Source organism: Rhizobium sp. LjRoot98 (assembly GCF_964252935.1).
Taxonomy (GTDB): Bacteria; Pseudomonadota; Alphaproteobacteria; order Rhizobiales; family Rhizobiaceae; genus Pararhizobium.
This window is the reverse complement of sequence record NZ_CAXUPW020000004.1, coordinates 273,845-296,632: the sequence shown is the minus strand read 5'-3', so window position 1 is coordinate 296,632 and position 22,788 is coordinate 273,845. Positions and strand designations below refer to the sequence as shown.

The following is a 22,788-nucleotide window of genomic DNA, read 5'->3' as shown; positions in this document are numbered from 1 at the left end:
ACGGTGAGCATTCCTGAAACAGCACCAACGGCCGGGCGCTCACGCGCCCGTGCCAACGGCTGGGTAAAGAGCGTCCTGCGCTTCCTGGTCGTCATCGTCACGACCTATCTCGGCCTTCTCGCCGTGACCTTTTTCATCGGCCGCGTCATCCCGATCGATCCGGTTCTCGCCGTTCTCGGTGACCGGGCGCCGGCGCATGTCGTCGAGCGAACCCGCGAGCTGATGGGCTTCAACAAGCCGCTCTATGAACAGTTCTATATCTATGTCCGTGATGCGCTGACCGGCAACTTCGGCACATCGGTACTAACAACCAATCCGGTCATGGCCGATATTCGCCGCGTGTTTCCTGCCACGCTGGAGCTTGCAACGCTTGGCACCATCATCGGCAGCCTGATCGGCGTTCCGCTCGGTGTGCTTGCTGCCGTCAAGCGCGGCTCGATCGCCGACCAGATCGTTCGTGTCGTCGGGCTCGTCGGCTATTCTGTGCCGATCTTCTGGCTGGCGCTGCTGTCGCTGCTGTTCTTCTATGCCAAGCTGCGCTGGGTCGCCTATCCGGGCCGTATCGATATCGTCTACGAATACAGTTTCACGCCGATTACCGGGCTTTATCTGGTGGATTCGCTTTGGCAGGGGCAGTGGGATGTGTTCCGCGATGTGTTCCGCCACATCATCCTGCCGGCCAGCCTGCTCGGTTATTTCTCGCTTGCCTATATCAGCCGCATGACCCGCAGTTTCATGCTCAACGAACTCAGCCAGGAATATATCGTTGCGGCGCGTGCCAAGGGCCTGTCGGAAACCCGGATCATCTGGGGCCATGCGCTTCGCAACGCGGCAGTGCCGCTGGTGACGGTGATTGCGCTCTCCTATGCCGGGCTTCTCGAAGGCTCGGTGCTGACCGAAACGGTGTTCGCATGGCCGGGGCTTGGGCTCTACATCACCAATTCGCTGCAGAATGCCGACATGAACGCGGTTCTGGGCGGCACCATCGTCATCGGTTCCGTCTTCATCGCCATCAATATCCTGTCCGATCTTCTCTACCGGACACTTGACCCGAGGACGCGCGCGCGATGAGCCAGTCGAGCCTCCAGACCACGCCCATGACCCGCCGCCAATGGCTGATGTCCGACAGGCCGCAATCGCGCCTACAGGCGCGTCTTGGCCGGGCCTACATGACCTGGCAGCGGTTTTCCGCCAACAAGCTGGCCGTTGCCGGTCTCTGCATCATCCTGTTGCTCATTCTCGTCGCCATCTTTGCCGACGTCCTGGCGCCGCACTCGCCAGTCATCGGCGATCTCGGCGGGGCACGGCTTTTGCCGCCGGGAAGCCCCGGCTATCTGCTTGGCACCGACGATCAGGGCCGGGATATCCTCTCGCGCCTGCTGCACGGATCGCGGCTGACGCTGCTGGTCATCGTGCTCGTGGCAATCATTGCGGCCCCGATCGGCCTTCTGGTTGGCGCCATCTCCGGCTATGCCGGTGGCTGGGTCGATGCCGTCTTGATGCGGATCACCGACATTTTCCTCGCGTTTCCGAAGCTGGTGCTGGCGCTCGCCTTTGTCGCCGCCATGGGGCCGGGTATCCAGAATGCCATCATCGCCATCGCCATTACATCGTGGCCGCCCTATGCCCGTATCGCCCGGGCCGAAACGCTGAGCGTGCGCAATTCCGATTATATCGCTGCCGTCCGGCTGATGGGCGCTTCGCCATTCCGCATCGTGCTCCGGCACGTCATGCCGATGTGCACGTCGTCGCTGATCGTGCGTGTGACGCTTGACATGGCCGGCATCATCCTGACCGCCGCCGGCCTCGGTTTCCTCGGCCTCGGCGCACAGCCGCCGCTGCCGGAATGGGGCGCGATGATTGCGTCCGGCCGCCGCTTCATTCTCGACCAGTGGTGGGTTGCCACCATGCCCGGCATCGCCATCCTGATCGTCAGCCTCGGCTTCAATCTGCTGGGCGATGGCCTGCGCGACGCGCTCGACCCACGGGAGAGTGGCCAATGAGCACGATGCTGACGGTTGATGATCTCAGGGTCTCGTTTCCCACCCGCACCGGTGTGATCGAGGCGGTGCGCGGTGTGTCGTTTACGCTTGGGCGCGAACGGCTGGGCATTGTCGGCGAAAGCGGCTCCGGGAAATCACAAACGGGCAGGGCGATCATGGGCCTGACGCCGGCGCATGCGAAGATTTCGGCAAAGACGTTGAACTTCGACGGCATCGACCTGTTGACGGCTCCGCCGAAGGTCCGCCGAAATCTGCGCGGCAACCGCGTCGCGATGATCCTGCAGGATCCGAAGTACTCACTTAACCCGGTGATGAGCATCGGCCGCCAGATCGTCGAGACGCTGCGCACACATGAAAATGTCAGCAAGCGCGAGGCTCGCGACCGGGCTATCGCCATGCTCGAGGCCGTTCAGATCCGTGATGCGGGTCGGGTCTTCGATCTTCATCCGCACGAGGTGTCCGGTGGCATGGGCCAGCGAGCGATGATCGCGATGATGCTGATTGCCGGTCCCGAACTGCTGGTTGCCGACGAACCGACCTCGGCGCTCGATGTGACTGTGCAGCTGGAGGTGCTCGGTATTCTCGACAAGCTCGTTGCCGAACGCGGCATGGGCCTGATCTTCATTTCGCATGACCTTCGGCTGGTCTCGTCCTTCTGCGACCGCGTCATCGTCATGTATGCGGGCAAGATCGTCGAGGAACTGGCAGCGTCCGATCTCGGCAATGCCAAGCATCCCTATACGCAGGGGCTACTCAACTGCATGCCGGCGCTCGGCACCAACCGACATCCGCTGCCCGTGCTCGACCGCCAGCCGGAGTGGGCACTATGACCGCGATCGTTTCCGCTGAAAACCTGACCGTCGCCTATGACGATTTTCTGGCGCTCGACGCTGTCAGCATCGATGTCGCGCCGGGCGAATCCTTCGGTCTTGTCGGTGAATCCGGCTCCGGAAAATCGACGCTGTTGCGCGCTATCGCAGGGCTTTCGCCGGTGGCGTCGGGGCGGATCGTGCTTGACGGCAAGCCGCTTGACGTCAAGCGCCGCGACAAGACGTTCTATCGACAGGTTCAGATGGTGTTTCAGGACCCCTACGGCTCGCTGCATCCGCGCCAGACGGTTGACCGGCTGTTGCAGGAACCGCTGGCCGTTCACGGTATTGCCGATGCCGAAAAGCGCATTTTGCGGGCGCTGGATGAAGTCGGTCTCGGCTCGTCGTTCCGCTTCCGCTATTCGCACCAGTTGTCCGGCGGCCAACGCCAGCGTATTGCGATTGCAAGGGCATTGATCATCGAACCGCAGATTATGCTGCTTGATGAGCCGACCTCGGCGCTCGATGCGTCCGTTCAGGCCGAAGTCCTCAACCTCCTTGAACAGGTCCGCCGCGATCGCAAGCTCACCTACATCATGGTCAGCCACGACCTCGGCGTCGTCACGCATATGTGCGAGCGGTTGGCCGTGATGAAGAACGGCAAAGTCGTCGAGCGGCTGTCGTCTGCCGATCTGGTCGCGGGTCGCCTCAAGGAGGATTACACCAAGAACCTGATGGTGGCGAGCAAGGGGTTTGTGCGCGACGCAAGCATCGCCTGAGTCCCACTCCGGCGCTTGCTGTGCCGGCTCGTGACGCCGCCTCCACACCGGTCGTGCTAGCCTGATGATCTCCGTCTGACCCGCCTTGCGCCGTTTATTAGAAAGGCGCAAAATACCAGTGCTGGGGCATGGTCTACCTTGGAGGGGTATGTCATGAACGATATGAGCCTCATGAATCTGCAGGCAGGAAAGACGACCGTAAGCGCGGCGGCCATTGAAGCGTTTGCGTGGCAGCAGCGCGGAGACGTGCTGGATGCCGGCGACGCGTCCTACGACGACGTACGGGCCATCTGGAATGGCATGATCGACCGTAAACCGGCCCTGATCGTGCGATGCGCCGGCGCTGCGGACGTTGTACGGGCCGTACGCTTTGCCCGCGACAATCAGCTGCTTGTCGCAGTGCGCGGCGGTGGGCACAATATTGCCGGCAACGCCGTCTGTGACGGTGGCCTGATGATCGACCTGTCGCCGATGCAGTCCGTACGCGTCGATGCTGCGGCAAAACGGGCCTGGGTCGAGCCCGGAGCAACGCTGGCTGATGTCGATAGCGAAACCCAGTCCTTCGGGCTTGTGATACCGACCGGGATCAATTCCACGACGGGCATTGCCGGACTGACGCTTGGCGGTGGTTTCGGCTGGATCACGCGCAAGTTCGGCCTGACGATCGACAGTTTTGTTTCTGCCGATGTGGTGACCGCGGACGGCAATCTGGTGCGTGCAAGTGCGACGGAAAACAGTGATCTGTTCTGGGCATTGAGAGGTGGCGGCGGTAATTTCGGTATTGTCACGGCTTTCGAATTTAAGCTCCATCAACTTGGCCCGCAGGTGACCGCCGGTCTCGTCGTTCATCCATTCGCCGACGCGAAAACAGTGCTCGAGCAGTACCGGCAAGCGCTGCAAACCGCGCCAGACGAACTGACCTGCTGGGTAGTGATGCGGCAGGCGCCGCCGCTGCCATTTTTGCCCGAGGAGTGGCATGGCAAGGAGGTGCTGGTCCTTGCCATATGCTACTGCGGCGACGCTGCATCAGCCGATGCGGCCACCGCCCGGTTACGCTCGATTGGCAAGCCGATCGCCGACGTCGTCGGCCCCAGTCCGTTTACCGGCTGGCAGCAGGCATTCGATCCGCTGCTGACACCCGGCGCCCGTAACTATTGGAAGAGCCATGATTTCATCGAGCTTTCCGATGCAGCGATTGCTGTTCTGCTCGATGCCGTCCGCAAGCTTCCGGGTCCGGAATGCGAAATCTTCATCGGCCATGTCGGTGGTGCTGCTGGCCGCATCGCGGCTGATGCCACCGCTTTCCCGCAGCGGAACTCACATTTCGTCATGAATGTGCATGCCCGCTGGCGCGAACCGGCGATGGACGCGGCCTGCATTGGCTGGGCGCGCCAGCTCTTCGAGGCGGCAAAACCCCATTCTGCCGGGACGGCCTATATCAACTTCATGCCGGAAGACGAGGGCGACCGCGTCGCTGCCGCCTATGGCGGCAACTATCAGCGGCTCGGCGAGATCAAACGGCGATACGATCCCGACAATCTGTTTCGTCTGAACCAGAATGTGAAGCCGAAAGGGCAGGCGGGGTAGTCTGAAGGAGACACTCCCTTCTTGAAGTGGATGCGCCAGCTCATCCGACCAACCGGCAGCCTGCATTCTTCGACGGCTGCCGTGCTGTCCGCTCTTTGCGCCTGCCGTCCGTTAACGGCAGTTCTGACACGGCAATTCCCTGTTAAAATTCGAGATAGAAATATCTTTTCAAGAGTGAAGGAAAGATGTTGCAACTATTGCAGGTCTCAATATCTTCTGCGGTTAGGTCTTAGGTTTTGACCGCGTTCACTACAGACAGCCGGCCAAGGGCAATAAACGGAGCTTTGCATTCATCGTGCCAGGCGTTGAATGATACAGGGAAGGCCAGCCCGTCTAATCTTTGAGAGAAGTCCGACATATACAAGGGATTGCCATTATGCCTCGACCTTATGGAGTGCTCCTTGCAGCGGGCGTATGCCTGATCGCTCTTACTGGATTGTCTTTTTCGCCCATCATCATGTCCGTCGCCCTGGCACAGGAGGCTGCCTCTGCGGACACTGCGGCAGCGGCAGACGATACGCCGGCGCCCTTGAGTGAAGATGAGCTTGAGGTACTGGTTGCCCGCATCGCGCTTTACCCCGATGAACTCGTCGCAGTGATATCATCCGCCTCGCTCTATCCGTTGCAGGTCATCGAAGCGGCACGTTACCTCGATGACCTCAAGAAGGATGCCAAGCTCAAGCCGAAGGCGAGTTGGGACGGCAGTATCGTCTCGCTGCTGAATTATCCCGATATCGTCAAGATGATGAGCGAAGATCTGGACTGGACACAGTCGTTGGGCGGGGCGCTGTCCTATCAGCAGAAGGATGTGCTGATCGCCATCCAGCAACTACGCGACAAGGCGGTCGCTAACGGCATCATCAAGAGTGACGACAAGATCAAGGTGAGTGAGGAGAATGACAAAGTCGTTATCGTCTCCGCCAACCCGGAAAAGGTCTACGTCCCGCAATATGCGCCCGAGATGCTGTATGAGCCGGGCTATGCCGCAGCTCCCATCAGTTATTATCCCGATCCCTATCCGAACTACTACTACCCGACAGCCACTTTTTTCGCAGGTGCTGTTACGGGGGCAATCTGGGCCTCCGTGGTCGACTGGGACGACTGGGGTGTCTGGGGCGGCCGTTGGAAAGGTGACGTCGACATTGATTGCAACCAATGCTTCAACAACATCAATGGCCGGGTGAACATCAACGACGTCGATTGGAAGAATGTCGACCGCAGCAAGATCAAGTTCGACAAAAACCAGTTCAACAAATTGGATAACACCTCCTTCAGGAACAGCATCAAGGCGGATGGCGGCAACGACCTCAAGGCAAAGGCCAATGTGATCGGCAACGATCGTGCCGCAAATATCCGCAACAAGCCGGGAAACATTAGCGTTAAGGATGTCCGCAACAGCAAGATCGATGCAGACAGGATCAATCGCGACAAGATCGGCAACCCGGCAGGCAACCGGCCGGGCCAGGCGGTTCAGAACCGCAAGCCGGATGGCGGCAAGCTGAACAAGCCTGCGGGCGACATCAAGAATAAGGCCAATTTCGACCGCCCGGTCTCGCGGCCGAAGCCTGCGGCGCGGGCTGACAATCGGGCGGCGAAACCATCCGCGCTCGGCCAAGTCGACAATGGTCGGCGCACGCAGATGCAGTCCGATCGCGGCAGGCAGGCCATGGGTGGCGGTAACCGTGGCGGCGGCGGGCATCGGCAAATGCCCCGCGGCGGCGGACGTCATCGCTAAATCCCAGGGACAAGGAAGACCGTTATGACCAAGTCAGTCAAAAGCATGCTCCTGGGTTCGGTGTTTGCCGCACTGCTCATGGGGGACGCATCTATTGCTGTTTCAGCTTTCGCCGCAGAACCGTCCGAGGCAAGTATCATTGCGAGCTTTGCCTCTCCGAATGATCCGCCTGTCTTCGATACGCCGGAGCAGGCAGTCGATGCCTTCAAGGCCGCGCTCGCGGCGGATGATTTCGGCAAGCTTGCAACGCTGCTCGGCCTTGATCCGGCAAAGGCAAAGGCGGGTGAAGGGGTGATGGACACCTACGCCGAGATCCGCGATGGGGCAAAGAAACAAGTCGTCATCCAGGATATCGACGGCCGCAAGATCCTCGATATCGGTGAGAGGCTGTGGCCGCTGCCATTCCCCATTGTCAAGGGAACGGACGGCAAGTGGTCGTTCGACACCTATGCCGGGTTTGAAGAAATCATTAACCGCCGTGTCGGAGAGAATGAACTGCAGGCCATTGCGACGATGCGTGCCTATGTTGATGCCCAGCATGAATATTCTTCCGTCGATCATGATGATGACGGCGTTCTCGAATACGCCCAGAAACTGATCAGCAGTGATGGCAAGACCGACGGGCTGTATTGGGCACCGGATGTCGGCGTTGGTGATAGCCCGGCAGGCGACGCGTTTAAAAGTGAGGCGGTGCTGAGCAAGGCGAAAGCGGGCGCAGGATATTTCGGCTATTACTACAAGATTTTGACCAGCCAAGGCCCGAACATTGCCGGCGGTAAATTCGACTACATCATCAATGGCAACATGATCGCCGGGTTTGCGTTGATTGCGTGGCCGATCCGCTATGGCGAGACGGGTATCCATACGTTCGAGGTCAATGCCAATGGCATCGTCTATCAGGCAGACCTGGGGGCTGACACTGCGAAGATGGCTGCAGGGATCAACACGTTCAATCCGGATGACAACTGGACCGTAACGTCAGACTGAACTCCCTGAACCCGATGGCAGACATGCGCGGAGAGACTGTCTCGATGAATGATGTGCAGGTTGACCACCAACCGGAAACGGTCGCTGATTTCCTCGCCTCCCGTGGCGGTCCCTTTTATGAGCTGCAGTCGAGGCTCGGTCTTTTGCAAGAGCGCACCTTGCAAGTTGGCAGACGTGCCGTGATCTTTATCGGGCTCGCCTGGTTGGTGCCGCTTCTGCTCGGCCTGCCGCACAGTCTGTCGTTTGATGCCGCAAACGGCCTGCCATATCTATTGGATGCGGGCGCCTGGGCGAAATTTTTCGTCGCGATCGGTGCGTTCATGCTGGCTGAGCAACAGGTTGAGCAACGCTTGCGGGCGAAGCTGCAGCAGGTGACGGTGGCGCCGATCGTTGCGCCGTCTTCCCTTTCGCAAGCAGCACAAGCCGTCAATCAGGCGCTGAAGCGGCGCGATTCCCGCGTCGCGGAAGCTGTCTGCCTCGTCAATGCAATCATCGCTGCGGGCATTGCGCTTCGGCACCTGCTGACGGTCGACACGTCAAGCTGGGCTGTCGCAGCAGCGCCGGGAGCAAACTCGATCACCCTGGCGGGCTGGTGGTTCGTCATTGTCAGCATGCCCCTGTTCTGGTTTCTCGTCATGCGCGGGCTTTGGCGTCATTTCGTCTGGTCGCTGCTCCTGCGGAAACTGGCGCGACTGGAATTGCGGCTGGTCTCGACGCATCCGGACGGCCGCGCCGGTCTGGGATTTCTGGGGGATTATCCAAACGCCTATGCCACGTTCATCTTCGGCATGAGCTGCGCCGTTGCCGCCGCAGTTGGCCAGAACCTGTTGCATGAAACAGCATCGATGACGAACATCACCATTTTGATGGTTAGCTGGCTGCTGATCGTATTGGCGCTGTTCGCTTTTCCGCTTTCTGCCTTTTCCAAGCCTCTCAGCGATCTCAAGAAGGCGACGCTGGTTGTTCTCGGCGCCCAGGCAACGCAGTATCATCGGCTGTCGGAGCGCAAGCTTACAGGCTTCAACGTTGTTGCCAACAACGTAGCCGAAGCCGAGCAATTTCAGGACGTCGTGGATCCTTCAAAGCAGTTCGATACCACGCGCAAGCTATCAACCTTGCTGATGAACCGCGCCGCAGTGATCCCTGTTTCAGCGGCGGCACTTCTCCCGTTCGCGATCGTCGCATCGACGCGGGTACCGTTCAAGGATGTGTTCGACCTGGTAAAGAAGTTGCTGCTGCTGTGATCATCAAAATTTTAGAGCGGCACATAAGTCCGGATTTCCGCCAATTGATTTAATTGAAGAAAGTCTCCGAGAGCATGTCCGAAGTTCGGACGCGATTAGCGTAAGTGCGGACTGAAGGCGGGGTGACCCCCATATCCAGCGCAAAAGCGTGGAAGTTGAGGTCGAGCCCGGCGATTTCGATGTCGGTGTTCTTGCCGCGGCCAGTTTCCTGATGTTCGATAGTCATGGTCTGTGATTCCTAGTTGATAGAGTTTGGGAGGACACGTTCGTCCACATTGGTTGCGTGCGACGCCGACGATTCCGACACGAAAAAAGTTTTGTCGGAATCTACGTGGCCGCGCGCAAACAGAGTGAAGATCAAGGAGGAGGTCGACACATGAGCAAGAATAAGCGGAGGAGCAGGTGGGACAGCCTGACGAAGAGCATTACTCCCCGGAAGAAGCCCTTGCGGTCTTCCGGAACCTTTCCGAAGTCGAGCTGGATAAGCTTGGCCGGATAGCAAGCTTCATTGCGGGCTCAGGCGGCTATCCGGGCGGCGCTCGTACTCGTTGACCGCGAACTCGATTTCCGCTTCCGGGATCAGGTTAGGGCCTTTGATGACGAGAAGGCCGAATCCTCGATCGAGTCGGTGCTGGACATGCTGCAGAACACGAAGACGATCATCCTCTTCAAGTCGGCAGAAGCAGTCCCGTCAGATCTCCGACACTCTCTCGACGCAATCGTCCAGGTGCCGCCGCCCGACAGTCGCTTGGTGCGTGGCGTGGTTCGCTGGGCATACGGCATCGGTGTCACCGAGCAGCAGGCGGAGTCCCTCGCAAAATCCAACTGGAAGCGCCTGAAGCTTGCAATGACACGCGGTCGGCCAATCTCGCGGGTGTTCGCAATTCTGGAAAAGATGTCGCAGGAGGAGCCGTCAGCACCAAGGCAGACGAAGGATCCCGAAGCGCTCTCGGATATCCGTCTCGAAGAAATGGAGGGCTACGGCGAAGCCAAGGAGTGGGGCCTTGAACTTGCGCACGATCTCGCCGACTGGCGCGCGGGTGCGATCACCTGGGAGGACGTCGACAAGGGAGTGCTTCTGTCCGGACCGCCCGGAACGGGCAAGACGATGTTCGCCCGGGCCCTCGCTGCTTCATGCCGGGTCAAGCTGATCGCCACCTCGTACGCCAAGTGGCAGGCGAAGGGATACCTCAACGACTTCCTGAAGGCGATGCAGAAGAATTTCAAGGAAGCCAGAGATGCGGCGCCGGCAATCCTGTTCATCGACGAGGTCGACGCTTTCGGGTCTCGCGACGATGCTCATGCGAGCGATTCTGGGCTAGTGTCACCTCTTCCGTCGAACACCACTTGCATGCGGTCTGGCTTGTCAGCATAAGACTTCTCGACGTGATATCGCGGGGAACATAACGAGCATGGACGGTTCTGCCAATGCGCCAGTGGATCGCAGCAAGCCCGCCGCCTTCTTCGGTGGCGCGGTCATCGGTGCGTTGGGCGGTCTCATCGGACTGGGCGGAGCCGAATTCCGCCTTCCTCTCCTGATCGGCATCTTCAATTTCGCCGCTCTGGAGGCAGTCATCCTCAACAAGGCCATGAGCCTGGTCGTCGTTGCGACTGCGCTGCCGTTTCGTGCCGAGACTGTTCCGTTCAGCGAGATCGGCTCCCACTGGGAGATCGTGGTCAATCTGCTTGCCGGCAGTCTCGCGGGCGCCTGGTTAGGCGCAGGATGGGCGACCCGCCTTCGCTCGGAGACCCTTTACAAGGTGATCTCCGCGCTGTTGGTCGCGATCGCGATCATTCTCATCGTCGGCCACGACGCGACCTCGGGGCAGCCGCTGCTGACGGGCGTTGCCCAACTGATCGCGGGCATCGCAGCCGGTTTCGGAATTGGCATCGTCGCTGCGTTGCTCGGAGTGGCGGGCGGGGAACTGTTGATCCCGACCCTCGTGCTTCTGTTCGGAGTCGACATAAAGCTGGCAGGATCGCTGTCGCTTGCCGTCAGCCTGCCGACGATGCTTGTGGGGTTCACCCGATACAGCCAGGATCAGAGCTTCTCCGTGCTCGGACGTAACAAGGCGTTCTTGATCGTCATGGCCGCTGGCTCGATCGTGGGAACCTTCATCGGGGGGCGGCTGCTTGGCATCGTGCCCAACGCGTTTCTGCTTCCGGCTTTGGCGGTGATCCTTCTGCTGTCCGCCGTGAAGGTCTGGCGACACAAGTAGACATCAGATCGACTTCAACTGCACTCGCTTCTCGATCTTTACGGCGTCTTCCTTCCTCTCGCCGTAGCGGTCGGTCAGTTAGGTCGTTACGCCACGGCCCGATGCTCTTCGTGCGCCGCCACCCAAACTTCCTTCGCTGCATCCAGGTTCATCCAAGCTATACCGAAGCCCACAATGAGGTCTGGCCACGGCGAGCGCCATAGGTAGAACGTGACCGCTCCCGCCGCGATGATCGCGACGTTGGCGAACGCATCGTTGCGAGCGGATAGAAACGCGGCCTTGGTTAGCGATCCTCCGGCATTGCGGTAAGCCGCCAGAAGATAGGCGCACGATACGTTAACGACGAGTGCCCCGAGCCCTGTCAGACCCAGTGCGAACGGTTCTGGAGGAATAGGGACTTCGAACTTATTCCACGCTGTCCACAGGAACGCGACCGCCGGAAGGAGCAGGATGACCGCCATGGCCATGCCAGCACGCGCCCTATTTCTTGCCGACCAGGCCATGGCCACGAAAATCAACAGATTGACGGACGCGTCCTCGAAGAAGTCAGCGCTGTCCGCAAAAAGCGATGCAGATCCAATTCTGAGTGCAACAACGAATTCGATGCTGAAATATGCCAGGTTCGCCAGCGCGACGATTAGTACGATCCGCCGAATTCCTTGATCCATAACCCGTTGCTCCTGCTACTGCGTCGGTCAGGTTCTGCTTCCCGCTCTGACCGCAGTCAAGGGGTGCAGCACAAGGAAGCGTCAGATGGACTTCAACTTCACCCGCTGCTCCAGCTTGGCGGCGTCCTCCTTCCGTTCGCTGTAGCGGTCGGTCAGATACGACGAGGCGTCGCGGGTCAGCAGCGTGAACTTCACGAGCTCCTCGCAGACGTCGACGACGCGGTCGTAGTAGGACGACGGCTTCATCCGCCCGTCCGCGTCGAACTCCTGAAACGCCTTGGCGACCGACGACTGGTTCGGGATGGTGATCATCCGCATCCAGCGACCGAGGATTCGAAGCTGGCCGATGGCGTTGAACGACTGGCTGCCGCCCGATACCTGCATCACCGCAAGCGTCTTGCTTTGCGTCGGGCGAACCGACCCGACCGCCAAGGGAATCCAGTCGATCTGGGACTTCATAACGCCGGTCATCGCGCCGTGGCGCTCCGGGCTGACCCAGACCTGCCCCTCGGACCATTCTGACAGCTCCCTGAGTTCCTGAACCTTGGGGTGGCTGACGGGTGCATCGTCCGGCAGCGGAAGCCCCTTCGGATCGAATACTCTGACTTCGCATCCGAGACGCTCCAGCAGGCGACGGGATTCGTGGGCGAGCAGCCGGCTGTACGAGACCTCACGGATCGATCCATAGAGGATCAGGATCCGAGGCTTGTGCGCGGAGAACGACGGACGAAGGGTGTCGAGATCGGGCTGGCGGAGATGACTTTCATCGAGAGCCGGGAATCCTTCAGACAATGCGCTTTCCCTCCTTGTCGAGAACCCGCTCGCCATCTTCCTTCGTGAAGGCGCCCTTGTGGGTGTCGGGCAGGATGTCGAGCACGACTTCCGACGGGCGGCTGAGGCGAGTGCCGAGCGGCGTGACGACGAACGGCCGGTTGATGAGGATCGGATGCTTCAGCATGGCATCGAGCAACTGGTCATCCGTGAGCGCCGGGTCGTCGAGACCAAGCTCTTCGTATGGCGTTCCCTTCTCCCGGATCGCCTCTCGAACAGAAAGGCCGGCATCGGAGATCATCTTCGCCAGCTCCTCGCGCGACGGCGGGGTTTTGAGATACTCGATCACCGTCGGCTCGATGCCAGCGTTGCGGATCATCTCCAGCGTGTTCCTTGAAGTCCCGCAGGCGGGATTGTGGTAGATCTTGACGTCCATCGTCAGGTCCTTTCGGTTGCGGTGTTCTTGGCGACGGCAGGCGCTGCCTCGTACCAGCCCTTCGTACGGTTCACGATCCACACGACCGACAGCATCACCGGAACCTCGATGAGAACGCCGACGACGGTGGCGAGGGCTGCACCTGACTGGAAGCCGAACAGGCTGATTGCCGCGGCGACTGCGAGTTCGAAGAAATTGCTGGCCCCGATGAGCGCCGACGGACCAGCGACACAATGCTGTTCGCCCGACATCCGGTTCAGCAGGTAGGCCAGTCCTGAGTTGAAGTAGACCTGGATCAGGATCGGAACCGCCAGCAGGCCGATAATCGTCGGCTGTGCGATGATCTGCTCGCCCTGGAAACCAAACAGCAGGATCAGGGTCGCGAGCAGTGCGAGCAGGGAGAGCGGCTGCAGTCGACCGAGAAGACGGTCGAGCGATCTCGTGGTGCCGTCGGCGGTGAGCAGCTTGCGCACGCCCTGGGCGATGGCGACAGGGATCAGGATGTAGAGGACAACCGAGATCGTCAGCGTGTCCCACGGGACGGTGATCGCCGACAGTCCCAGAAGAAGCCCGACGATCGGAGCGAAGGCGACGATCATGATTGCGTCGTTCAGCGCGACCTGAGACAGGGTGAAGTGCGGTTCGCCCTTGGTGAGGTTCGACCAGACGAACACCATGGCCGTGCATGGTGCGGCGGCAAGGATGATCAGACCCGCGATGTAGGAATCGATCTGATCGGCCGGGAGCAGGGGGCGGAAGAGCCATCCGACGAAAAGCCATCCGAGCAGTGCCATTGAGAACGGCTTGACCGCCCAGTTGACGAAGAGCGTGACGCCAATCCCGCGCCAATAGCTGCCGACCTTGGCCAGAGAGCCGAAGTCGATCTTCAACAGCATCGGGATGACCATCAGCCAGATCAGCACCGCGACTGGGATGTTCACCTTCGCCACCTCGGCGCCGCCGATGAGGTGGAAGACGCCAGGCATCATGTGGCCGAGGGCGATCCCGACGACGATGCAGAGAAAGACCCAGACGGTCAGGTATCGTTCGAACGTGGACATCTCATTAGGCCTTTGCGGATTTCACGGATGCGCCCTCGAGCGTACCGATCTGGCGAACCTGCTGCTGGAGCGCCAGGCGGTCGATGGAGGCCAGCGGAAGATTGATGAAAGCGGAGATGCGGTTCTTCAGGAAGCGGGCCGCCTGTGCGAAGGCGCGCTGGATTTCAACTTCGGAACCGACGACCGCTGCTGGATCTTCGACACCCCAGTGGGCAGTCATCGGATGGCCGATCCAGACCGGACACGCTTCGCCTGCGGCGCTATCGCAGACGGTGAAGATGAAGTCCATTTCGGGAGCGTCGGGCGTGGCGAACACGTCCCAGCTCTTCGAAGCGAAGCCCATCGACGGATAGCCCAGAGCGTCCAGCTCCTTCAGCGCGTGCGGGTTCACTTCCCCCTTGGGCTGGCTGCCCGCGGAGAACGCCTTGAAGCGTCCGCCGCCCACCTTATTCAGAATGGATTCGGCGAGGATTGAGCGTGCGGAATTGCCCGTGCACAGGAAGAGCACGTTGTAGGTTTTGTCGGTCATGGTCGTGTTCCGTGGTTAGGTCGGAGGCCGTTCCAGTTTCATGATCGTCGCAGAGGCGGGGCAGAGTCCCGAGAGCTGGCGGGTTGAAAGGATCGCCGGCGGCACCTGGTCGCGTTGGACGGAGGCGAAGCCAATGGGCTCGAAGAAGGATGCCGCGGTCGTCGTGGCGAGGTAGACCTCGGCCGAGGGGGATGTCTTGGCGAGGGTCAACTCAACCAGATGCCGCCCGTATCCTTTCGATCGGTACTCGGGAAGAACCACTACCGAGCGAAGAAGAACGGCCTCGTCATCGCACGTCTCGACCCCGGAGTAGCCGACCACGCGACGATCAGCGGCGACCAAAGCGAAATAGCTGCGATCCGAACCGTCCAGATCGTCGACCAGCAGTCCAGCCGATGTCAGGGCCACTCGAAGGTCATCGGAAACCAGAACGGGTTCTAGCTTCAATTCACGCATGGTTGCGAGCTCCCCGGCAGGTAGCAGGATGTGAGATCGGCAATCAGAGGAGCGCATAGTTCCGCATTCCCGCCGCAGCAGTCCTTGAGCAGAAACAGCGTAAGCTCGCGGAAACCTTCGAGATCCGCCCGGTAGATAATGGAGCGGCTCTGCCTTTCACTCTTGACGATGCCAGCCCGCGCCAATGTCGCGAGGTGGGCGGACATGGTGTTCTGCGGGATGTCCATCCTGCGCGCCAGTTCGCCCGCCGGAATGCCGTCCGGTTCGGCTTTGACAAGCAGACGGAAGGTTTCAAGCCTCGTTGTCTGCGCCAGGGCGGCCAGCGCCGCGATTGCGTTTTTCGATTCCATGTATCCAGAATAACGGATATATAATCGCTGTCAAGCATCAACGGCCATCAGGGCGATCGATGTGATGCATCCACCTGAAGGATGCCTGTAAATCCTTGCAATATCCGCTCGGCATGTAGCCCGCCGCGACCGGGCGCATAGGTGAAGGCTACCTCCGGCGGCGCACCTCCGTCCCACGGTCGGTCATCACGGGCCAGCGCCCAGAAGTATCCGGTCTTGGTTTTACGGTAACCAGGATCAAGCACCGGCGCACGGGTCTCGTCCATGAACAGCTTCGTCGACCGCTTCAAGTCGGCAAGCAAGGCGTCGAAGACTGGGCGCAGTTCGAAAGCAGCCCGACCGACCAGTCGGCGAGTGTTGAGCGGTCGAGATCAACGCCCTGGCGGCTCATGATCTGCGCCTGGCGGGGGCAGGAAGTTCTGGATGCGCTCGATGCCGATCTTATTGGCAGTAACGTTCCAGTGGTAACGTATCCCAGCCGTACCGATTGAAGTCGATGCAGATAGGATTCATCATCTATGTCAGGGAGAGTGTTTCATGCCATCAGACAACATCAGGAACGACGGATCACAGCGAAGTGACGGGATCCAAAGCCACGAGCGAGAGCACTATGCGCATTTCGCAAAGAATTCTCTCTCCGAACAGTCACTACGAAAGATATACGTGAGCATGGTCGGTCCGAGCAAGGAATCCCATCTCGTCCGGTTCGTCGAGAGTGTTGATCGGCTGATGTCTGGTCGGGCCTCTGCTTGCACGGAGAGTGTGATATTAGAGGGACTATCACGCCTCAGGATGTCGTTCTGAAGTATCTGATAGGATTGAAAATTGCGATCCTGCTCCCTGCACTTGAAGCTGGTGCCTCCAGGAGGTCGGAAGACGTGAACCTGGAAGAAAGCGTCTTTTTGCTTCGAAGGCTGAAATCAATGATCAACGTCATCGATCTTCGCAACGCCACCATTCATTAATGCCTTCATGGCAAACGGGAACACTATCCTCCAGCACCAGCTCAACCGTGCGAAAGAGCTCCTTGAGCGGAATCGGAGCGCTTGCGAACACTTGGCGGCGAGCCTGATGGAACGGTCTGAGCTATCAGGGCGGGAAGTGATGGAGGCGTTGAATGACAGGATTCAGCCTCGAAAAGATCCAGAATAGAGGCGGAGCAAGAGCTACCGAGGTGTGGGTCCAGGATTCTCGTCCATCTCGATTCCCTGCATCGTCCGGTGCCGGGCGCGCGAGATGCTACGCTTCTTTCAATGGCGCGTTCATCCATCCATCCGTCCCTCCCGAAGTTTCGCTTATAAGAGATCGAGACGACATCGGAGAGCCTGCTGGCATGGCCTACTCGTGATCGTTGCTGAGGCGATGAGATTCCCAACCTGCCAACATTCGGTCGATCGTCCGCAGATCGTATCCCCGCACGATCAGACGTCGTATACGCTCTGCTCGAAGGTTGGCCCGCCATTGGTGAATGGTCATTCCCGCACTCAGTTCGAAGGATGCAGCTAGATCAAGCGGCGACATGCTGACCTCCGTCGATAGTTCGGAAAGGGACAGGTCGCCGTCGAGATGCTCCGCGATGCGATCCTTCGTTCGAGCTTCCTGACCACGTGACAGACGTTGTATCGTTGTTGTCCCGATCCTGCATCCAGCATAAGTCTTGATCGCATGAGCCGTGGCTGCAATGCTGACGTGGTCCACCAGCAGACGGTTCGAATCCCGCGGAGCCCGGAAACACGGAAGGATCGCCCGCGCCAGATTGTGGAGGATGACATCCTTCACGCCCAGTCCCGGATGTTGATCGAAACTGTCTACGTCTGGCAGGCCTTCTCGTTCTGCAACTTCCAGAAGAGCCTCGCGCGGCAGGTAGAAGCTCAGGTGATGAAACGTGCTTATGCTGTCGGCGACAGGCGAGGAGCGCAGGTCGTAGATGTTCGCTGTTCCGGCAGGAAGGAAATCAGTCTGTACCCGGCGGCCGTCGATAAACAGCCCATGGGAGTGTACGTCGCGGAGCTGTATCGTCACCAGGAACGCATCTTCGACGGGGATCGGCTCAGTGAGACCTGTGTCCTCTTTGTCGCAGCGGATTTCCGTCACCGCCACTTTGGCGTTCTTCAATGTCCGAGCGACAAACGAGGGTGCCGTGTCGGTCTTGAACGTACGCCGCAGCGTCTCGCCGTAGGCTCCGTTTTCCGTCATGTCGAGACCTCCCAGAGGGACCGGCGGTAAGCAGACGTCGCGACAGCATTCCATGCCGGGCGCATGCGCGGATCTGGGCGAGGCTAACATTCTGGAACAGTTCGGTATCCCTTATTGCGTGAAGGAACTGTCCGATATGTTCACCCCAACCATAGTTGGCCAGGTTTCCTGTTTTTAGTTCTTCCAGAGAGTTGTTCGCAGCCAGCCAGTCGGCAAAACGGCTTTCGAGGTGATCGACATCCTTTCCGAGTGCCTCGAAACCCGTCTCCTGGGATGTCCGAGAGATGCGAGGCGTGGCGACTACCTTCGACTGTGACAGTAACCGACCGATGCGTTCGACGAAGTGGACGACGACATCGAACGGGATGCCGTCGAGGAGGGGGCGCGGAACCAGCGGCTCCACAATCCCCATCCGCTGAAGCTGGTAGCAATCGTAGGAGCCGTCGTTGGGGCAAGAGCCGCGCCCGACTCCCAGCCCGCCCTTCAGGTGGCCATAGAATGGATATGAGCTATCGCCTTCACCGAGACGCAGCGAGTTTCCGTGGAAAAGGCAACGCGTCAGGCTCCGGACATCCCACCAACTCCGGTGATATGGCGCTTCCTTCACACATTCCGGGCAGTATCGAAGGCTTCGACGGGATGCCCGCGGTGGGGCGGTCGTGTTTTTCGACCTGGTTGCGGGGATCGGTGTCCACCGAACGAGAGATGCTTTCTCCTCCTCGGCGATCGGCAGATCCGTCACCGCTTTCAGGATCTGCCGGATCGGGTCACCGCCGCGGTACATGTCGCTGCGGAGTGCGAAGTCGCGCGGAGTGAGTTCCTCCCCATCCATCACGAGCCGGGTGAAATAGGAGCGTGCGCCTTCACCGAAGCACGGACGCACGCGCCATCTCGAGAAGATGCGCTGGAGACGGAATTGATCATGCAGCATGGCGATAACCGAAATAATTGTGGGAGTCGTCGGGTGCCAGCCGGGTCGCGACGACATGTCGAAGATGTTCAATGAGGATGTGAGAGGACCCGTCGTTGAACGCGCGGAAGGCCGCTGTGGTAATAGCGCCCACCAAGCTTTGACCATTTTTCGAGCAGAGCACGGATTGTCTTCCAGTCGCCGCGCGCCGCAACCGCCGCTTGGGCGGCATCGATGATCGCATCATTCGTCGTCGGCCCGTAACGGAGGCGACGGTTGCCCTTCGCCGCATCGTTGTCCGCAAAACTGACAAGCCTGTCGTATTGATTTCCGGTGCGGGCGATCCTGATGATCTTGTACCACCCAGATCGCCCGGGTGGTTTGTCGTCGCCGATTTCCGCGGCCACCTTCTTGATGACCTGCGCCTTCTGCTCATCGGTCATCGACCGAAGATCGTTCTCGCGCATGAAGGTCTCGAACCCGTCCGCATAGGCCAGCTTCGTCACCGCCTTTTTTCGCTGGTTCGGCTTCAAGGCAAATGACGAGCCGGGGACATTCCTCGCCCCGTCGGTCGGCCCAATGACTGGGCGGATACGCTTGGCGCGGGCGAGTTCGCTGATCTGCCAATCCGAGAGGTAGATCCTGTCATTGGTGCCGAGATGAGTGAATTCCGACTGCGGATTGGAATCCTTTGCCGCTTGCAGGGTCCCGCCGAATGAGAAGATGCCGTACTTCGTTCGGCGCGGATTCAGGATGAAGAATTGCTGGCGATCCTTCAGCTCCCACGCCTGGATCGTCGGCGCGTTCTCGCGATCAGGTGGCAGATCCAGTTCGTGGTAGGTCTTAATCTTCTGCCAGATGATATCGTCACGCATGAGCGGCATTCCTTCTGGTTACGATGGTGGAGGGCGAAAGGCTGTTGGCGAGATCGACATCGAGTTCACCTCGGATGGCCATCTGCATCACGGCGGAGAACACGGGATTGCATTCGGTGACGTGGCGGGCCGATGATCTGCCCTCGGTGCGGCTATGGGTGAAGATCCCGTTGATCGGCATCGAGCGGACGAGGCTCTCGATCGTGGCCGGGTAGGTCGCTCTGCGGAGGCATTGCCGAAGCTCCGCCATCTGAGGATGTTCCCCCTCGACCTGCCTGTGCATCCACATCCGTTTCAGGTCTTTGAGGACTGGCAGCCGAAGAGTGGTTTCAGAAAGAAGGAGGTATCTCGCACCAAGATCGCGGTAGTGCGCTGTCCTCGCGTCCCTGAAGCCCTCGTGGACGGATCCGACATAGGCAAAGCCGCCGCCGGGGGAGACGATGGCGAACGGTGCTCCTGGCTTTCCCCGGAAAAAGAAGAGACCCGTGTTCTGCTTGGTTGGGTCGGCCCTCTTCTCCTCGTCGGAATAGATGTCGTAGAACACTTGGTGGCCGCCTGCGACATCGTCGATAATGCGGTTGAGGCCGCCCAGAACCGTCTGCACGTCCACGGCGCTGTGATAGGGCAGCAGTTTTTGCAAGCCGTTGAGTGTCATGTCCTCGTCGTATCGCCGATCGTCCCACGGTAGGACCCGAGGCGCGTATCCTGAGAATGCCGGATGTCGCAGGATGTCGCCGATCGTGTTCGTCGGAGACAGGTTCCTGCTTTCCGATCTGCCTACCGACATGTCAGACAGGACCAGCAGCGACGCGAGCAGAACCGACTTGATGCTGTTTAACAATGAAATCTCCTCTCGCCTGGCATGGCTTTGTCCTGCTTATCCACGTGCTGCCTGCTGCCTGATCTGGCGGATGGCATCATTGAAGCCTTTGGGCGTGCCGCTGGAGCCAGCAAGCTTTCGGACCCGGACCTCATCGATCCTCTTGCCGACGACGACCTTGGGCACGGCCGCCGCGAAGGCGCGCTGGAGTTCCAGGGAGCGCGGGACATAGGCATGCGGGGTTACGGTGACGGTGGTGATGATGCCGTCCTTCAGGGTTGCTCTGACCGTGATATGCGACGGCTGCCCGCCGTATTCGCCCGTCGCGGTATAGACACCGTCGGCATACGGCGTCTTGCGCGCGCCTTCAGCCTCCGCCGCCCCGGCAAGCACGAGCGTGAGTGCCGTGGTCAGAAGCATTTTCCGTGTCTGGCTTCGCATTGCTGTTCCTTTCTCAAGTGAAGACTTCGCCATTGAAATTGTCCGAGATTTCGGCGCGGCCGTCGGCGAACATGCGGACGAACGAGAAATCGAAGGTCGACATCAACCGGGACGGCGGATCGAAGAAGAGAGCGGTCGCGAGCCCGTCGGCCGTTGCCGCGTCGGCGGCAATCGCCCATGTGGCGATGACGTTCATAGTCGGTCGCCCGGTCCGCCCGTCCAGGACGTGGTGAAGACCATGACCCCATCGGCGGCGATTGGACGCCGAGGCGCAGATGGACGAATCCTTCAGGTTAGCGATCCCGATCACCATGTCCGGATCATGGGGATGCTCGAGGCCGACGGTGAGGGTACCGTCTCCACGGTGGCACATGTCCCCGCTGCCATCGATCACGAACTCAACGACGCCCTCTTCCGTCAGAATGTCGGTGACAAGATCGACGAGCCTGCCTTTTCCGACTGCACCGAGATCGATCACGAGCGGCTTGCGGGTGCTCACGGTTCGTTCATTCCGCACGAGGTCCCGAGACCAGCTCGGACGCTTGGTCGTCATGGAAGCAAGAGAGTCTTCATCCGGAAGGAGCGAGTAGCCAGCGTCGTATCCCAGACGCTCGAGATCACATCCGACGAGCGGATCGACCGCTCCGCCCGTCGCGTCGTGAAGCCGATCGTAGAGATCGAACATCGGGATCGCCCCGGACGGAAAGGTGAACGTCCCACCTTCGGGAGCATTTGCGATCCGCGAAACGATGGAGTCATCACGGAATCGGGAATAGACGCTGTCGAAGCGCTCGATCAGGTCGAGTATCCGCGACCTGACCTCTTGAGAGAGCGGAGCAGGCGTGTCGATCTCCCAAGACGTGCCTATGGCATCGAACTCGAAATGGCAGGTCAACACGCCATCCATATCAGAGGCCCGTCATTTTCAGGACGGCTTCGGGAAGTCGCTCGCCAACAACCTCGAATTTCGCAAGAACGGTTTCGATCTCTGCCAAGTCGGCCGAGGTCATTTCGAGATTGACGCTTCCAATGTTCTCTTCGAGACGGTGCTGCTTCGTCGTACCGGGGATCGGCACGATCCAGGGTTTCTGCGCCAGCAACCAGGCCAGCGCGACCTGAGCGGGAGTAGTGCGGTTCCCAACGGCAATCGACGTGATCGCCGCCACCAGTGCGAGATTGGCCTCGCGAGCATCAGCGTCGAAGCGCGGGACGAGATTTCGGAAATCTGTTGCATCGAATTTCGTGCTCGCGTCGATCTTACCTGTCAGTAATCCCGCGCCGAGTGGCGTGAACGGCACGAAACCGATCCCCAGTTCTTCGAGAACGGGAAGCAGTTCCGCTTCCGGATCTCGCGTGAACAATGAATACTCGCTTTGAAGCGCGGTGACCGGCTGGACAGTATGCGCCTTTCGAATCGTTGCGACACCCGCTTCAGACATACCGAAATGCTCGACCTTGCCTTCCGCGATCAGGCCCTTCACCGCACCCGCGACATCTTCGATCGGAACGGCCGGATCGACGCGGTGCTGGTAGAAGAGGTCGATGCGGTCGGTCTTTAGGCGCTTAAGGGATGCCTCCGCCACGGCCTTGATATGTTCCGGGCGGCTGTTTGTGCCACCACGACGAGCGCCAGTTTCGAGATCGATGTCGAAGCCGAACTTGGTCGCGATGACGACCTTGTCACGGATCGGGGCCAACGCCTCGCCGACAAGCTCCTCGTTGACGAAGGGGCCGTAGGCTTCCGCCGTGTCGAACATGGTGATGCCCTGATCATGGGCGAAGCGCATCAGCTTGATCATTTCGCCTTTGTCGGCGGCGGGACCATAGGCCGAGCTCATGCCCATGCAGCCGAGGCCGAGGGCGGAGACTTCGAGGTTTCCGAGCTTTCTGGTTTTCATTGTGTCTTTCCTTT

General features: G+C 59.8%; 25 protein-coding genes and 2 pseudogenes. 11 read left to right on the top strand and 16 right to left on the bottom strand.

Going from position 1 to position 22,788, the window contains the following annotated elements; translation table 11 throughout:
- The first annotated feature begins 3 nt into the window (after window positions 1-3).
- The 8 genes from ACSQ3J_RS15805 to ACSQ3J_RS15770 all read left to right on the top strand — a co-directional run bounded on the left by ACSQ3J_RS15805 (window position 4) and on the right by ACSQ3J_RS15770 (window position 9,144).
- Window positions 4-1,071 carry an ABC transporter permease gene (locus tag ACSQ3J_RS15805; RefSeq protein ID WP_436039522.1) on the top strand — a complete coding sequence of 356 codons (1,068 nt, stop codon included), beginning with the start codon at window positions 4-6 and terminating at the stop codon, window positions 1,069-1,071.
- On the top strand, window positions 1,068-2,003 hold the full coding sequence (locus ACSQ3J_RS15800; RefSeq protein WP_060505865.1) for an ABC transporter permease: 936 nt from the start codon (window positions 1,068-1,070) through the stop codon (window positions 2,001-2,003). The genes ACSQ3J_RS15805 and ACSQ3J_RS15800 overlap by 4 nt, the downstream gene beginning before the upstream one ends.
- Window positions 2,000-2,833 (top strand): ABC transporter ATP-binding protein, encoded by an 834-nt coding sequence (locus tag ACSQ3J_RS15795; protein ID WP_060505864.1) that lies wholly within the window; start codon window positions 2,000-2,002, stop codon window positions 2,831-2,833. The genes ACSQ3J_RS15800 and ACSQ3J_RS15795 overlap by 4 nt, the downstream gene beginning before the upstream one ends.
- The gene (locus ACSQ3J_RS15790) at window positions 2,830-3,591 is read left to right on the top strand and encodes an ABC transporter ATP-binding protein (protein ID WP_060505863.1); all 762 of its coding nucleotides are present in this window, start codon (window positions 2,830-2,832) and stop codon (window positions 3,589-3,591) included. Before ACSQ3J_RS15795 ends, ACSQ3J_RS15790 begins: the two co-directional genes overlap by 4 nt.
- A 153-nt stretch (window positions 3,592-3,744) precedes the next feature.
- Window positions 3,745-5,178 carry an FAD-binding oxidoreductase gene (locus ACSQ3J_RS15785; RefSeq protein WP_060505862.1) on the top strand — a complete coding sequence of 478 codons (1,434 nt, stop codon included), beginning with the start codon at window positions 3,745-3,747 and terminating at the stop codon, window positions 5,176-5,178.
- Between the two features lie 376 nt (window positions 5,179-5,554).
- The gene (locus ACSQ3J_RS15780) at window positions 5,555-6,913 is read left to right on the top strand and encodes a DUF3300 domain-containing protein (RefSeq protein WP_060505861.1); all 1,359 of its coding nucleotides are present in this window, start codon (window positions 5,555-5,557) and stop codon (window positions 6,911-6,913) included.
- Between the two features lie 24 nt (window positions 6,914-6,937).
- Window positions 6,938-7,900 carry a DUF2950 domain-containing protein gene (locus ACSQ3J_RS15775; protein ID WP_060505860.1) on the top strand — a complete coding sequence of 321 codons (963 nt, stop codon included), beginning with the start codon at window positions 6,938-6,940 and terminating at the stop codon, window positions 7,898-7,900.
- 44 nt (window positions 7,901-7,944) lie between these two features.
- Window positions 7,945-9,144, top strand: a complete 1,200-nt coding sequence (locus tag ACSQ3J_RS15770; protein WP_244482314.1) for a hypothetical protein — start codon at window positions 7,945-7,947, stop codon at window positions 9,142-9,144.
- Between the two features lie 49 nt (window positions 9,145-9,193).
- Here the strand turns inward: ACSQ3J_RS15770 and ACSQ3J_RS15765 are convergent, their stop codons facing one another.
- A complete protein-coding gene (locus ACSQ3J_RS15765; RefSeq protein WP_156393889.1) occupies window positions 9,194-9,370 on the bottom strand; it encodes a hypothetical protein in 177 nt (58 codons plus the stop codon).
- A 176-nt stretch (window positions 9,371-9,546) separates the two neighbouring features.
- Here ACSQ3J_RS15765 and ACSQ3J_RS15760 point away from each other — a divergent pair, with 176 nt between their 5' ends.
- Genes ACSQ3J_RS15760 through ACSQ3J_RS15750 form a run of 3 tightly spaced genes read left to right on the top strand, consistent with a single transcriptional unit; the run spans window position 9,547 to window position 11,363 of the window.
- Window positions 9,547-9,696 carry a hypothetical protein gene (locus tag ACSQ3J_RS15760; protein WP_156407483.1) on the top strand — a complete coding sequence of 50 codons (150 nt, stop codon included), beginning with the start codon at window positions 9,547-9,549 and terminating at the stop codon, window positions 9,694-9,696.
- Window positions 9,653-10,519 carry an ATP-binding protein gene (locus ACSQ3J_RS15755; protein ID WP_060505859.1) on the top strand — a complete coding sequence of 289 codons (867 nt, stop codon included), beginning with the start codon at window positions 9,653-9,655 and terminating at the stop codon, window positions 10,517-10,519. The genes ACSQ3J_RS15760 and ACSQ3J_RS15755 overlap by 44 nt, the downstream gene beginning before the upstream one ends.
- Window positions 10,520-10,556: 37 nt before the next feature.
- Window positions 10,557-11,363, top strand: a complete 807-nt coding sequence (locus ACSQ3J_RS15750; protein ID WP_060505858.1) for a sulfite exporter TauE/SafE family protein — start codon at window positions 10,557-10,559, stop codon at window positions 11,361-11,363.
- 86 nt (window positions 11,364-11,449) lie between these two features.
- Here the strand turns inward: ACSQ3J_RS15750 and ACSQ3J_RS15745 are convergent, their stop codons facing one another.
- From ACSQ3J_RS15745 to ACSQ3J_RS15675, 15 genes and pseudogenes are all read right to left on the bottom strand, one after another.
- Window positions 11,450-12,031, bottom strand: coding sequence for a cation transporter (locus ACSQ3J_RS15745; protein WP_060505857.1), 582 nt, complete (start codon window positions 12,029-12,031; stop codon window positions 11,450-11,452).
- An 81-nt stretch (window positions 12,032-12,112) separates the two neighbouring features.
- Window positions 12,113-12,859, bottom strand: a complete 747-nt coding sequence (gene arsH / locus ACSQ3J_RS15740; RefSeq protein ID WP_060505856.1) for an arsenical resistance protein ArsH — start codon at window positions 12,857-12,859, stop codon at window positions 12,113-12,115.
- Window positions 12,816-13,238, bottom strand: coding sequence for an arsenate reductase (glutaredoxin) (gene arsC / locus ACSQ3J_RS15735; RefSeq protein WP_060505855.1), 423 nt, complete (start codon window positions 13,236-13,238; stop codon window positions 12,816-12,818). The genes arsH and arsC overlap by 44 nt, the downstream gene beginning before the upstream one ends.
- A gap of 2 nt (window positions 13,239-13,240) precedes the next feature.
- Window positions 13,241-14,299, bottom strand: a complete 1,059-nt coding sequence (arsB, locus tag ACSQ3J_RS15730) for an ACR3 family arsenite efflux transporter (protein WP_060505854.1) — start codon at window positions 14,297-14,299, stop codon at window positions 13,241-13,243.
- 4 nt (window positions 14,300-14,303) lie between these two features.
- Window positions 14,304-14,828, bottom strand: coding sequence for an arsenate reductase ArsC (locus tag ACSQ3J_RS15725; RefSeq protein WP_060505853.1), 525 nt, complete (start codon window positions 14,826-14,828; stop codon window positions 14,304-14,306).
- Between the two features lie 15 nt (window positions 14,829-14,843).
- A complete protein-coding gene (gene arsN2, locus ACSQ3J_RS15720) occupies window positions 14,844-15,284 on the bottom strand; it encodes an arsenic resistance N-acetyltransferase ArsN2 (RefSeq protein ID WP_060505852.1) in 441 nt (146 codons plus the stop codon).
- Complete coding sequence (locus tag ACSQ3J_RS15715; protein WP_060505851.1) at window positions 15,272-15,634, bottom strand: ArsR/SmtB family transcription factor; 363 nt, start codon at window positions 15,632-15,634, stop codon at window positions 15,272-15,274. Before ACSQ3J_RS15715 ends, arsN2 begins: the two co-directional genes overlap by 13 nt.
- A gap of 68 nt (window positions 15,635-15,702) precedes the next feature.
- Window positions 15,703-16,043 (bottom strand): annotated as a pseudogene (locus tag ACSQ3J_RS15710) (IS66 family transposase); the annotation flags it as partial.
- A 929-nt stretch (window positions 16,044-16,972) separates the two neighbouring features.
- Window positions 16,973-17,830: a helix-turn-helix domain-containing protein gene (locus tag ACSQ3J_RS15705; RefSeq protein ID WP_060505848.1), complete on the bottom strand. Its 858-nt coding sequence runs from the start codon at window positions 17,828-17,830 to the stop codon at window positions 16,973-16,975.
- Window positions 17,831-18,377: 547 nt separating this feature from the next.
- Window positions 18,378-18,761, bottom strand: a pseudogene (locus ACSQ3J_RS15700) (TniQ family protein); the annotation flags it as partial.
- A gap of 68 nt (window positions 18,762-18,829) precedes the next feature.
- Complete coding sequence (locus ACSQ3J_RS15695) at window positions 18,830-19,615, bottom strand: hypothetical protein (protein WP_060511736.1); 786 nt, start codon at window positions 19,613-19,615, stop codon at window positions 18,830-18,832.
- Complete coding sequence (locus ACSQ3J_RS15690; protein ID WP_060505846.1) at window positions 19,608-20,456, bottom strand: hypothetical protein; 849 nt, start codon at window positions 20,454-20,456, stop codon at window positions 19,608-19,610. The genes ACSQ3J_RS15695 and ACSQ3J_RS15690 overlap by 8 nt, the downstream gene beginning before the upstream one ends.
- Window positions 20,457-20,492: 36 nt before the next feature.
- Window positions 20,493-20,876 carry a hypothetical protein gene (locus tag ACSQ3J_RS15685; RefSeq protein WP_200954914.1) on the bottom strand — a complete coding sequence of 128 codons (384 nt, stop codon included), beginning with the start codon at window positions 20,874-20,876 and terminating at the stop codon, window positions 20,493-20,495.
- 13 nt (window positions 20,877-20,889) lie between these two features.
- Complete coding sequence (locus ACSQ3J_RS15680) at window positions 20,890-21,771, bottom strand: FAD:protein FMN transferase (protein ID WP_244482312.1); 882 nt, start codon at window positions 21,769-21,771, stop codon at window positions 20,890-20,892.
- 13 nt (window positions 21,772-21,784) lie between these two features.
- Window positions 21,785-22,774: an aldo/keto reductase gene (locus ACSQ3J_RS15675; RefSeq protein ID WP_436039521.1), complete on the bottom strand. Its 990-nt coding sequence runs from the start codon at window positions 22,772-22,774 to the stop codon at window positions 21,785-21,787.
- Window positions 22,775-22,788: the final 14 nt, after the last annotated feature.